Annotated in this window: 11 protein-coding genes; 4 read left to right on the top strand and 7 right to left on the bottom strand. The window is 72.9% G+C overall.

Going from position 1 to position 11,879, the window contains the following annotated elements; translation table 11 throughout:
* Nucleotides 1-211: 211 nt before the first annotated feature.
* Nucleotides 212-1,138 carry a mycothiol synthase gene (gene mshD / locus BSL84_RS15410; RefSeq protein ID WP_030028688.1) on the bottom strand — a complete coding sequence of 309 codons (927 nt, stop codon included), beginning with the start codon at nucleotides 1,136-1,138 and terminating at the stop codon, nucleotides 212-214.
* A 169-nt stretch (nucleotides 1,139-1,307) separates the two neighbouring features.
* Here mshD and BSL84_RS15405 point away from each other — a divergent pair, with 169 nt between their 5' ends.
* Complete coding sequence (locus BSL84_RS15405) at nucleotides 1,308-3,125, top strand: bifunctional metallophosphatase/5'-nucleotidase (protein ID WP_030028687.1); 1,818 nt, start codon at nucleotides 1,308-1,310, stop codon at nucleotides 3,123-3,125.
* A 108-nt stretch (nucleotides 3,126-3,233) separates the two neighbouring features.
* Here BSL84_RS15405 and BSL84_RS15400 read toward each other — a convergent pair whose 3' ends face one another.
* Complete coding sequence (locus tag BSL84_RS15400; RefSeq protein ID WP_234363467.1) at nucleotides 3,234-4,052, bottom strand: alpha/beta fold hydrolase; 819 nt, start codon at nucleotides 4,050-4,052, stop codon at nucleotides 3,234-3,236.
* Between the two features lie 87 nt (nucleotides 4,053-4,139).
* Between BSL84_RS15400 and BSL84_RS15395 the strand changes: the two genes are divergently transcribed.
* Both BSL84_RS15395 and BSL84_RS15390 read left to right on the top strand, forming a co-directional pair.
* Nucleotides 4,140-4,709 carry a TetR/AcrR family transcriptional regulator gene (locus BSL84_RS15395; protein ID WP_075970547.1) on the top strand — a complete coding sequence of 190 codons (570 nt, stop codon included), beginning with the start codon at nucleotides 4,140-4,142 and terminating at the stop codon, nucleotides 4,707-4,709.
* 75 nt (nucleotides 4,710-4,784) lie between these two features.
* Nucleotides 4,785-5,747 (top strand): phosphatidylinositol-specific phospholipase C, encoded by a 963-nt coding sequence (locus BSL84_RS15390; protein ID WP_234363466.1) that lies wholly within the window; start codon nucleotides 4,785-4,787, stop codon nucleotides 5,745-5,747.
* Here the strand turns inward: BSL84_RS15390 and BSL84_RS15385 are convergent.
* The 3 genes from BSL84_RS15385 to BSL84_RS15375 all read right to left on the bottom strand — a co-directional run bounded on the left by BSL84_RS15385 (nucleotide 5,727) and on the right by BSL84_RS15375 (nucleotide 9,257).
* Nucleotides 5,727-7,205: a sensor histidine kinase gene (locus tag BSL84_RS15385; RefSeq protein ID WP_045323291.1), complete on the bottom strand. Its 1,479-nt coding sequence runs from the start codon at nucleotides 7,203-7,205 to the stop codon at nucleotides 5,727-5,729. The two genes, BSL84_RS15390 and BSL84_RS15385, sit on opposite strands and share 21 nt — an antisense overlap.
* On the bottom strand, nucleotides 7,202-7,933 hold the full coding sequence (locus BSL84_RS15380; protein WP_030031470.1) for a response regulator transcription factor: 732 nt from the start codon (nucleotides 7,931-7,933) through the stop codon (nucleotides 7,202-7,204). The genes BSL84_RS15385 and BSL84_RS15380 overlap by 4 nt, the downstream gene beginning before the upstream one ends.
* An 85-nt stretch (nucleotides 7,934-8,018) precedes the next feature.
* Nucleotides 8,019-9,257 carry a S1C family serine protease gene (locus BSL84_RS15375; protein ID WP_045323290.1) on the bottom strand — a complete coding sequence of 413 codons (1,239 nt, stop codon included), beginning with the start codon at nucleotides 9,255-9,257 and terminating at the stop codon, nucleotides 8,019-8,021.
* A 174-nt stretch (nucleotides 9,258-9,431) separates the two neighbouring features.
* On the opposite strand from BSL84_RS15375, the gene BSL84_RS15370 reads away from it, so the two are divergent.
* Entirely contained in the window at nucleotides 9,432-9,833 is a 402-nt protein-coding gene (locus tag BSL84_RS15370; RefSeq protein WP_030030866.1) for a hypothetical protein, read from the top strand.
* 21 nt (nucleotides 9,834-9,854) lie between these two features.
* On the opposite strand, the gene BSL84_RS15365 is transcribed toward BSL84_RS15370, so the two are convergent.
* Complete coding sequence (locus BSL84_RS15365) at nucleotides 9,855-10,877, bottom strand: LacI family DNA-binding transcriptional regulator (RefSeq protein ID WP_030030865.1); 1,023 nt, start codon at nucleotides 10,875-10,877, stop codon at nucleotides 9,855-9,857.
* Between the two features lie 69 nt (nucleotides 10,878-10,946).
* Nucleotides 10,947-11,729 carry a response regulator transcription factor gene (locus BSL84_RS15360; protein ID WP_030030864.1) on the bottom strand — a complete coding sequence of 261 codons (783 nt, stop codon included), beginning with the start codon at nucleotides 11,727-11,729 and terminating at the stop codon, nucleotides 10,947-10,949.
* Nucleotides 11,730-11,879 lie beyond the last annotated feature (150 nt).

Below are 11,879 nucleotides of genomic sequence, written 5' to 3'. Positions count from 1 at the left end.
CTGAATGCCCGGTGAATGGCGTGTGGCGTTCGGGGGTGTGCCGGTGCGGCGGCGTTGCCGGCGGCGCGGCCCCGGGCCCCCGCGCCTCGAACGCCGGCGGGGCTGGATGGGGTGCCGGCGGGGTTGGACGAGGCGGCGGGGGCGTGGGGTGTGCCGGTGCGGCGGCGCTGCCCCCGGGCCCCCGCGCCTCGAACGCCGGCGGGGCTTGGGGTCAGCTTTCCGTGCGGTACATCAGGTCCACCTCGTGGGTGGTGAAGCCGAGGCCTTCGTAGACGGCCAGCGCCGCCGGGTTGTCGGCGTCGACGTAGAGCATGGCCGTCGGCAGGCCCTGGGCCGCCAGGTGCTGGAGGCCGATCGCGGTGAGGGCCTTGCCGAGGCCCCCGCCCTGGGCGCCGGGCAGGACGCCGACCACGTAGACCTCGCCCAGCTGCTCCGCCGCGTGGACCTTCGTCCAGTGGAAGCCGACCAGCTCGCCGTCGCGCTCGGCGAGGAAGAACCCCTTGGCGTCGAACCACGGCTGCGCGATCCGGTCGTCCAGGTCGCGCTGCGTGAGCGACCCCTGCTCGGGGTGGTGGGCGAAGGCGGCCGCGTTAGCCGCGAGCCAGGCCGCGTCGTCGCTGCCGGGCTGGAAGGCCCGTACGGTCACGCCCGGCGGGAGGACCGGGTCCGGCAGCGGGGCCCCCTCGGCCAGCGGCCTGCGCAGCTGGCGCAGCTCGCGGAAGAGGGTCAGGCCCAGTACCTGGGCGAGGTGCCGGGCGGCGGACTTGCCGCCGTGGGCCCAGACCCGGAGGCGCTTGCCGGAGGCGGCCAGCAGGGCCATCCCCATGGCCCGTCCGTGGCCGCGGCCGCGCAGGGCGGGGTGTACGACGAGTTCGGCGGCCGGTGCCTCCACCGGGTCGGTGTCCTCCAGCTGCCCGTACGCGGCGAGTCGGCCGCCGTCGGTGAGCAGGAAGTGCCGGACACCCGCGCGGGGTCCTCCGCGCAGCTGGAGCCTTCCCTGTTCGGAGACGGCGGTGGTGCCGTCCGTACGCGCCGCGTCCTCGATCAGGTCGAGGACGGCGTCGGCCTGTTCCCCCGTCAGCTCGTCGAGGGTCTTGATCTGCCGTCCCGGCTCCGGGCCCGCGCTTGCGTCAGTCATGGAACGAGCCTACGACCGTCCCGGCCGCCGGGTGGAGTACGGGCGCGGGGTCGGTCCTTCTTTGCGCGTAACCAACGCGATACCGGTTACCCCCTGGTAGAGCTACGCGCGTTGACCTTAGGCTTCGGCGGACCTCCCATGCAGTACCGCTGTCCGCAAAGGGGACTAAATGTCAGCGACGCCACAACGGCACCGTCGAAACCGCCGGTTGACCTTCGCCGCCCTCGCCGTCACGGCCGGAGCCGGAGCGATGGTCGCGGCCGCACTGCCGGCCGGTGCCGCGAGTGGTGGCGGTAAGGCCAAGAGCCGGACCGTCGAAGTGCAGATGCTGTCGATCAACGACTTCCACGGCACCCTGGAGCCCCCGCAGGGCTCCTCCGGCACCGTGACGGAGCGTCAGGCCGACGGCACCACCAAGGCCATACCCGCGGGCGGGGTCGAGTACCTCGCGACCAGCCTGCGCGAGGCCCGCAAGGGCCACGAGTACTCCGTCACCGCGGCGGCCGGCGACATGATCGGCGGCAGCCCGATGCTGTCCGGTCTCTTCCACGACGAGCCGAGCATCGAGGCGCTGAACAAGCTGGGGCTGAACGTCAGCAGCGTCGGCAACCACGAGTTCGACGAGGGCAAGGCAGAGCTGCGCCGCATGGCGTACGGCGGCTGCCACCCGGTCGAGGGCTGCTACGAGTTCGGCAAGGAGTTCACGGGCTCCACCTTCCAGTACCTCGCCGCGAACGTCACCGACGAGAAGACCAAGCGCCCCCTGATGTCGCCCACCTACGTGTGGAAGAAGGGCGACGTGAAGATCGGCTTCATCGGCGTCACCCTGGAGGGCACCCCGGACGTCGTGACGGCCGAGGGCGTCAAGGGCCTCAAGTTCGGCGACGAGATCGAGACGATCAACAAGTACGCCGCCGAGCTGAACAAGCAGGGCGTGAAGTCGATCGTCGCGCTGATCCACGAGGGCGGTCTGCCCGCGAACGGCGCGTACAACTACGACTGCGACGTCCCGGGCGCCGGCGCCGGCATCTCGGGTGCGATCGTGGACATCGCCAAGAACGTCGACGCCAAGGTCGACGCGCTGGTCACGGGCCACACCCACCAGGCCTACGCCTGCAACATCCCCGACCCGGCGGGCAACCCGCGCGCGGTGACCTCGGCGGCCTCCATCGGCCGTCTGTTCACGGACACCACGCTCACCTACGACCGGCAGACCAAGGACATCGTCCGTACGCCGGTCAGCGCGCCCAAGCCGGTCAACAAGGTCGTCCACCGCGACCAGCCCAAGGCCGCGGACATGACCGAGCTGCTCGGTCGCTGGAACGCCCTGGCGGCCCCGATCGCCAACCGCCCGCAGGGCTTCATCTCGGCGGACATCCCGGGCCGCGGCTCGGCGGAGCCCGAGAAGCCGCTCGGCGACCTGATCGCCGACGCGCAGCTGGAGGCGCTCGCCCCGGCGGACAAGGGCGGCGCGCAGCTGGCCCTGATGAACCCGGGCGGCATCCGCTCCGACCTCGCCTACAAGGCCTCGGGCTCCGAGGGCGACGGCGTCGTGACGTACGGCGAGTCCTTCACGGTCCAGCCGTTCACCAACATGATGAACATCGTGGACCTGACCGGCGCGCAGCTGATCACCGCGCTCCAGCAGCAGGTCAGCGGGCCGGTCAACGGGGCGAACCCGAAGATCCTGCAGGTGTCGAAGGGCTTCACCTACACCCTCGACATGACGAAGGCGGGCGCGGACCGCATCGTCGTGGACTCGGTCAGGCTGAACGGTGCCCCGATCGACCCCGCCAAGACCTACCGGGTCGCGATGAACGAGTTCCTCGCGGGTGGCGGTGACGGCTTCACCGTCCTGAAGGAGCACAAGAACAAGCTGGTCGGCGCGTCCGACCTGGACTGCTTCAACGCCTACCTGACGAAGAACTCCTCGGCGTCCTCGCCGATCGCCCCGCCGGCGGCGAACCGGATCACCGTCGTCAAGTAGTACCCCCGCACCACAGCGCGCGCCCGGAGGGGCGGTGGGCCTGCCAGTCGGCCCGCCGCCCCTCCGGCGTTTCCCCGTGCACCCCCGTGGCGCGGGGAACGGGGCGGTTCAGAGGGCCGCCAGGAAGGTTGCGACGGTGCGGTGGAAGCCGTCCGGGTCGGTGAACGGTACGAAGTGGTCTCCGTCGAGGGGCGCGTACGACGTCTTCGGGCGGCGGGTGGTCATCGCGTCGGCGACGGGCTGCGTGAGCGCCTGGCTGTGGGTGCCGTGGACCAGCAGGGCCGGGCAGTTGCCGGCGAGCCAGGTGTCCCAGTGGTCGCCGGCGCAGGCGTGGATGGAGTCGAGCATGTCCTGCGGGTGGTAGGCCAGGCGCCAGCCGGTGCCGTCGGGGAGGGGGCGCAGTCCGTCGGCGACGAAGGGGGCGGCGGGTCCGGCGGCGGCGAGGAGCTCCTCGCGGGTGGGGGCGGTGTAGGGGAGGCCGTCGAGGAAGTCGAACCACTGCGGTCCGTCGGGGATGCGGATGTCGACGGTGGCGTCGACGCCGACGAGCGCGGAGATCCGGTCCGGGTGGGCGGCGGCCAGGTGGTAGGCGTTGAGTCCGCCGAGTGAGTAGCCGAGGAGGGCGACGGGGGTGTCCAGGCCCAGGTGGTCCAGGAGGGCGACGGCGTCGGACACGTAGCCTTCGCGGCGGTAGTGGGCCGCCCGGTCCGAGTCGCCGTGGCCGCGCTGGTCGGGGGCGATGACCCGCCAGTCGTCGCCGAGTGCGGCGGCGAGGCCGGTGAAGGCGAGGGCTTCGGACATGCCGCCGTGCAGGGCGAGGAGCGGCCGGCCGGTGCCGCCGAAGTCCAGGTAGGAGAGGGTCCGGTCGTCGATCTTCAGCTCGTGGCGCATGTTCCTGCCTTCCGTGGGGCCGTGGATCTCTGCCATGACCTCACCCTGCCAGTGTTTGGGCAAGCGCGCAATACGCTTGTCTTGGGCGCTCGCCCAAGCGGAGGCGCTGGATACGATCCCGGCATGGGAAATCGCGAGGACCTGCTGGCCGGCGCCCGGCGCTGCCTGGAGGAGAAGGGCTATCTGCGCACGACCGTGCGCGACATCGCCACGGCCGCCCAGGTGAGCATGGCCGCGATCGGCTACCACTTCGGCTCGCGCGAGGCGCTGCTCAACCAGGCGCTGTTCGCCGCGATGGAGGAGTGGGCGGCGGGCTCCGGCCGGCTCGCCGGCGAGGGCGAGACCGCGGGGGAGCGCTACGCCGACACCTGGGACCGCAAGATCCGGGACTTCGGCGAGATGCGCTGGCTGTGGCTGGCCTCGGTCGAGGCCTTCGTGCACGCGCAGTCCTCACCGGAACTGCTCGTGATCCTGGCCGAGGGGCAGCGCCGCAACCGCCGGATGGTGGCCGCGGCGCTGCGCGGGGTGCCGGAGTCGGAGGTGTCGGAGGCGGACGTACGCGCCCTGGGGTCGATGCACATCGCGCTGCTGAGCGGGGTGATGGTGCAGGCCCTGACCGACCCCGAGGAGGCGCCGGACGGGCGGGAGCTGCTGCGGGGGCTGCGCGAGATGGTCGGTCTGCTCGAAGACTGACCGCTGCCGACGGGTGGCAACCGTGACGTGTGCACGCCATAATCCGGCCGTCATCGGGTCGGCGAAGGGGCGGGCATGGCGGGCATGGCGGGCATCGGTACGGGCGCCGGCACGGGCGAGGCCACCGGTAGGGGCGCGGGCGCGCGCACGGACACGCGCCCGGGCACGGGCATCGGCCGGAGGGCGTTCCTCGCCGGTGCACTGGCCGCGGGAGCGGCCGCCGGGCTGGGGGCCGCAGCCGCTCCCGCCGCCGCCGCGGCGCTCGGCACCCAGGACTGGATGTCCGGCCTCGGCGACTCCACCGCCCTCCAGCGGATGACCATCCCCGGCACCCACGACTCCGGCGCGACCAGGGGCGGGCTGTACGTCGCCTGCCCGAACACCTCGATCGCCCAGCAGCTCGACTCCGGCATCCGCTTCCTCGACGTCCGCTGCCGGGTCACCGGCGGATCCTTCGCGATCCACCACGGGTCCTTCTTCCAGGACCTGATGTTCGGCGACGTCCTGGTCGCCTGCTGGAACTTCCTCGCCGCCCACCCGGGCGAGACCGTCCTGATGCGGGTCAAGCAGGAGTACTCCGGCGAGAGCGACGCCGCCTTCCGAGCCGTCTTCGACGACTACCTCGACCGCCGCGGCTGGCGCCCGCTGTTCCGGATCGCCGACACCCTGCCCACCCTCGGGCAGGCCCGCGGCAAGGTGGTCCTGCTCGCGGACAACGGGGGCCTGCCGGGCCTGCGCTACGGCGACGGCGGCGTCTTCGACATCCAGGACGACTGGAACGCCGAACCCTTCGCCAAGCGCGGGAAGATCGAGAACCACTTCCGCAAGGCCGTCCAGCAGCCCGGCAGGCTCTTCGTCAACTACGTCAGCACCTCGGCCTACCTGCCGCCGCGCTGGAACTCCGACCGCCTCAACCCGCAGGCGCACTCCTTCGTCGACGGCGGGGAGATGGCCGGCCGGACCGGGCTGGGCATCGTCCCCATGGACTTCCCCAACACCCGCTCCGGCCTGGTCGCCTCACTGATCGGGCACAACTGACCGATCCGACGGCGGCTCCGGCGGGCGCTCCGACGGCGGCTCCGACGGCGGCGGCGTCGGCGCGCCCGGGATGCGGAGCACCGCCTCCGTGCCCGGGCCGCCGTCCCCCGCCGCCCGCAGCTCGGCACTGCCGCCCGCGCGGGCCGCCGTACGGGCCACGATCGACAGGCCCAGGCCGCTGCCGGGCAGGGCGCGGGCCGAGGGGGACCGCCAGAACCGCTCGAACACGTGCGGCAGGTCCTCCGCCGGGATGCCGGGCCCGTGGTCCCGTACGGTCAGCTCGCCCGCCCGCAGCGCCACCTCGACCGAGCCGCCCGGCGGGCTGAACTTCACCGCGTTGTCCAGGACGTTGACCACGGCCCGCTCCAGCGCCGCCGCCTCGCCCCGTACGTACCAGGGCCGCAGGTCCGATGTGAAGACCAGCTCCGGGCCGCGCAGCCGGGCCCGCGACAGCGCGGCTTCGGCGATCTCGTGCAGGGCGACGACACCCAGCCGGCCCGGGGCGGCCGCGTCCGGCCGGGACAGCTCCTGCAGGTCCCCGATCAGCGACGCCAGCTCCGTCATCTGCGCCTTGACCGAGGCCAGCAGCTCCCGCCGGTCGTCGGGCGGGATGGCCCGGCCGGTCTCCTCGCTGCGTGCGAGGAGCTCGATGTTGGTGCGCAGCGAGGTCAGCGGGGTGCGCAGCTCGTGCCCGGCGTCCGCGATCAGCTGGGCCTGCCGCTCCTGGGAGGAGGCCACGGCCGCCGTCATGGAGTTGAAGGACCGCGACAGGCGGGCGATCTCGTCGTCGCCCTCGTCGGGGATGCGCACCGTCAGGTCCTCGGTGCGGGCGATGTGCTCGACGGCCTCGGTCAGCTCGTCCACGGGCCGCAGCCCCGTACGGGCCACCCACAGGCCGGCCGCGCCGGCGCCGGCGATGCCGAGGGCGGAGACCAGCAGCAGCACCCAGGCCAGGGTGGACAGCGGCTTGTCGATGTCGGAGAGCGGCCGGGCCACCGAGACCGCGAAGATCGGCGCACCGGGGGTGGTCTGCGCGGCGAAGGTGTAGACGCGCATCCGCACGCCGTTGTCGGTGGTCGCGTCGTGCAGGGCCTTGTTCTTGCGGCCCGTCGCGACCTCCCTGTCCAGGGCGAGGACCGGGAGGTCGGTCTGGCCGCTCACCCAGCAGTGGTTGCCGTCCGCCGTGACGATCTGGACGGTCGCGTTCAGTTTTTCGGCGATGTCCTGCTGGGGCTGGGCCGGCGGGCGGGCCGGGCAGCCGCTGCGCAGCCGGTCCAGCACCTGGCTGGTCGGGTTGGTGGCCATCAGGGACTGGTTCAGCTGGTTGTCGAGCTGGGCCCGTACCACCACCCAGGACACCCCGGCCACGGTGGCCACGGCCAGCGCCACCGCCACCGTGACCAGCAGGGCCAGCCGGGAGCGCAGCGGCAGCGCGCGGAAGCGGGCGAGCGGGCTCACTCGGGCCCGCCGTCGCCGGAGCGCAGGACGTAGCCCACCCCGCGCACGGTGTGGACCAGGCGCGGCTCGCCGCCCGCCTCGGTCTTGCGGCGCAGGTACATCACGTACACGTCCAGGGAGTTGGAGCTGGGTTCGAAGTCGAAGCCCCACACCGTCTTGAGGATCTGCTCGCGGGTCAGGACCTGGCGCGGGTGCGCGAGGAACATCTCCAGCAGCGTGAACTCGGTCCGGGTCAGCTCCACCGGCCGCCCGGCCCGGGTGACCTCGCGCGTCGTGAGGTCCATGCGCAGGTCGCCGAAGGACAGGGCGTCCTCGTGCGCGTCGGGGCCGGCCTGCCGGGCGGCGTAGGAGCTGCGGCGCAGCAGGGCGCGGACGCGGGCGAAGAGCTCGTCCAGCTCGAAGGGCTTGACGAGGTAGTCGTCGGCGCCCGCGTCGAGGCCGGTGACGCGGTCGCCGACGGTGTCGCGGGCGGTGAGCATCAGGATCGGGGTGGTGCTGCCCGAGGCGCGCAGCCGGCGGGCGGCCGTGAGCCCGTCCATCCGGGGCATCTGGATGTCCAGCACGATGAGGCCGGGGGCGTAGGAGGCCGCCTTGTCGAGGGCGTCGAGTCCGTCCACGGCGGTCTGCACGGCGTACCCCTCGAAGGCGAGGCTGCGGCGCAGGGCCTCGCGTACGGCCGGCTCGTCGTCGACGACGAGGATCCGGGCTTCGCCTTCGGCGGGGTTCATGGATGGGTCTCCCAGGTGTGCTGGCCGGCCGCGGGGTCCGACGGGTGACGACGGAGCTTCCAGCGTCGCACGGGCCGGACGCCCCTCAGAAGGAGGTGCCGAAGCCGTTGGCGAAGGAGTCGCCGCCGGAGGTGCGGGAGTCTCCGCCGGAGCCCTTGCCGCCGGGGCCGCCCTTGCGGAGCGAGTCCAGGTCGGCCTTGATCGTGTCGACGGGGATGGCGAAGCCGAGGCCCACGCTGCCCGCGGCGGAACCGGCCGAGGCGGGGGAGTAGATCGCGGAGGGCATGCCCACGACCTCGCCGTTCATGTTGAGCAGGGCGCCTCCGGAGTTGCCGGGGTTGAGGGAGGCGTCGGTCTGGAGCGCCTTGTACGAGGTGGTGTTCGAGCCGGTGTCGCCGTTGAACTGCCGGCCGCCGAAGGAGAAGGGCCAGCTGTCACCGCCCCGCTGTCGGCTCTGCGGGGAGCTCTGCTCCGACTTGGGGACCTTCACCTCGCGCTCCAGGGCCGAGACGATGCCGCTGGTCACGGTACCGGTGAGACCGTCGGGCGAGCCGATGGCGACGACCTGGTCGCCGACCTTGACGCTGCCGGAGTCGCCGAGCCTGGCGGGCTTGAGGCCGGACGCGTCCTGGAGTTTGATCAGCGCCAGGTCCTTGTCGGGGTCGGTGCCGACGATCCTGGCCTGGTACTTCCTGCCGTCGCTCGTCGTCACCTGGATCTCGGTGGCGCCGTCCACGACGTGGTTGTTGGTGGCGATCTCGCCGTCGGCGGTGAGCACGAAGCCGGAGCCGGTGCCCTGGCCGGAGCCGGTACGGGTGTCGATGCGGACGACCGAGGGGCTGACCTGTTCGGCGATGCCGGCGACGGTGCCGGTGCTGGACTGCGAGACGTTCGTACCGCTGACCCCGCCGGCGGTGCCGCCCTGCCGGTCCAGCAGCTGCTGCACGGCGGCCGCGGTGCCGCCGCCGACCAGGGCGGCGACGAGGGCCACGGCGGCCAGCAGGGCGACCGGCTTCTTCGCACGCCGGTCGGGGGCGGCGTGGGCCGGACCCTGCGGGAGGCCGGCGCCCTCCGCGCCGCCGCCTTCGCCGCCGGCCGCCGCCGGGACCGTCTCGCCGCGGATGACCGGCGGCTGGTGCGCCTCGTGCCAACCGGGCGCGGCCGGCGGGTAGGAGGGCGGCGGCGGATACGCCCCGGCCCAGGTCCCGGCCCCGGCTTCGTGCGCCAGCCGGTCGCGTCCGCGCTGCCAGTCCTCGCCGAACGGCGCGTGCTGGGGGCGGTGTTCCTGCGGGTACTCGCCTTCGCGGCGGAAGCTCTCGGTCATGACACGACTCTCCCCGCCGTTGATGAGAGCTTCCTGAGTCCGGCCTGAGAAGCCCGACAGAACCGCGTATGCCCGATGTAAGGACGCTTCCCGCCGCCCTTTCCGCCGTCCTCGCCATCCGCTACCTTGAGCATGTTCAAATGAACATGTTCAAATGCGGATCGGGGGTTCGCCATGGCCGAGGTCGTGCGGCAGAAGGTGTCCCGCAAGCCCTGGCGGCTGGCGGTGGCGGCGGCCGCGGTGACGGCCGCCGCGACGGTGTGGGCGGCGACGGCGGGAACGGGGTACCTCCTGCCCCGCGTGTACGTGGTGCTCCTCGTCGTCGCAGCGTTGCCGCTCCTCGCGCGCACGGCGCCCGGGGCCTTCACCCGCGCCGGCCTGCTCACCGGGATGATCCTGCTGTGGGTGTCGCTGATCGGGGCCCCGTTCGGGCTCTGGCCGGTTGCCGCGGCGTCGCTCATGCTGCTGGCCGCGTCGGCCGCCGATCCCCGCAACCCCCCGAGCGGCTGCTCGGTGGCACTCGCCGCGGCGCTGCCCCCGGTGTTCTTCCTGCTGGCCTTCCTCCTGTCCTACTGAGAAGGCCCGTCTCCGTACCGGCTACCGGCAGCCGCAGGAGCGGCGGATCACCAGGGCCGACGGGAACTGCTTGAGGCGTTCACGGCGCGAGCCGGCCACCCGCAGCCCGTCGTCCAGGACGAGGTCCACCGCCGCGCGGGCCATCGCCGGGCGGTCCGAGGCGATCGTCGTCAGCGGCGGGTCCGTGAGGGCCGCCTCCTTGACGTCGTCGAAGCCCGCCACCGCCAGCTCCCCGGGCACGTCGATGCGCAGCTCGCGCGCGGCGCGCAGCACACCGATCGCCTGGTCGTCCGTGGCGCAGAAGACGGCCGTCGGCCGGTCCGGCCGCGCCAGGAACTCCAGGGCGACCGTGTAGGCGTCGTAGCGGTTGTAGGGGGCCTCGATGAGCCGGCCCTCGACCGAGCGGCCAGCCTCCAGCATGGCCCTGCGCCAGCCCTCGACGTGGTCGGCGACCGGGTCGCCGACCGACGGGGTGTTCTCGATGCCGCCGATACAGGCGACGTACTCGTGCCCGTGCTCCAGCAGGTGCCGGGTGGCGAGCTGGGCGCCGCCGATGTCGTCCGTGACGACCGCCACGTCGTCGATCGCCTCCGGGCGCTCGTGCAGCAGCACCACGCGGGCGTCCCAGGCCTCGATCTCGCCGGCGGCCTGCTCGCTCATGCCCTGGCTGACCAGGATCAGGCCCGAGACCCGCATCCCGAGGAAGGCCCGCAGGTAGTGGACCTCGCGCTCGGTGCGGTAGTCGCTGTTGCCGACCAGGACCATCTTTCCGCGCTCGGCGGCGGCCTGCTCGACCGCGTGCGCCATCTCCGCGAAGAACGGCTGGCGGGCGTCGGGGACGATCATGCCTATGAGGTCGGTGCGCCGCGACGCCATCGCCTGGGCGACCCGGTCCGGGCGGTAGCCCAGGTCCTTGATCGCGGCGAGGACACGCTCGCGCGTGGCCGGGGCGACCGGCCGGGGTCCGTTGTTGATGACGTAGCTCACGACGGCGGTAGAAGTACCCGCAAGTCGCGCTACGTCATCCCGCGTCACCTTGGCCACGCGCCGCAGTCTACGCGGGGTGACCTACCTCTGGGCAGGGCGTCCTGAAGACCGGACGATCATCGGCTCCTAGGCCGACCGGGTGGTCGCCCCCGACGCCCGGGCGGAGCCCTCCGAGGCCGCCTCCGCGGCGACCTTGGCCGCCTCCTGCGCCGCGGCCTCCGCCGCCGCCCGCTCGACCTTCTCCGGCGTGACGAAGCGGTAGCCGACGTTGCGGACCGTACCGATCAGCGACTCGTGCTCGGGGCCGAGTTTCGCCCGGAGGCGCCGTACGTGCACGTCGACCGTCCGGGTGCCGCCGAAGTAGTCGTACCCCCAGACCTCCTGCAGCAGCTGCGCACGGGTGAAGACCCGGCCCGGGTGCTGCGCGAGGTACTTGAGCAGCTCGAACTCCTTGAACGTGAGGTCCAGCACCCGCCCCTTGAGCTTGGCGGAGTACGTCGCCTCGTCCACCGACAGATCGCCGTTGCGGATCTCCATCGGGGAGTCGTCCGAGCCGAGCTGCTGGCGGCCGGTCGCCAGCCGCAGGCGCGCCTCGACCTCTGCGGGGCCGGCGGTGTCCAGGAGGACGTCGTCGATGCCCCAGTCGGCGGTGACGGCCGCCAGGCCGCCCTCGGTGACGACGAGGATCAGCGGACAGCCGGGGCCGGTGGAGCGCAGCAGCTGGCACAGCGACCGGACCTGGGGCAGGTCGCGGCGGCCGTCGACGAGGATGACGTCGGCGCCGGGGGTGTCCACGAGGGCCGGGCCCTCGGCCGGCGCCACCCGGACGTTGTGCAGCAGCAGGCCGAGTGCGGGCAGCACTTCGGTGGACGGCTGCAGCGCGTTGGTGAGCAGCAGGAGCGAGCTCATGACCGACCACCTGCCCGGGCCGGACGGTGGTGCACGGTTCGCTGGTCCATCACGTCGGTTCCTCCTCGGTCCCGTCGAGGACGTGCGCGGTACTGCTTCGTACGTGTCGCCTGGTGCCCGCGCGGCCCCGCGCCCCGGGGGCTCCGCTCG

Source organism: Streptomyces sp. TN58, assembly GCF_001941845.1.
Taxonomy (GTDB): domain Bacteria; phylum Actinomycetota; class Actinomycetes; order Streptomycetales; family Streptomycetaceae; genus Streptomyces.
The sequence above is the reverse complement of the archived record's forward strand: the minus strand, read 5'-3'. Positions and strand labels throughout refer to the sequence as shown.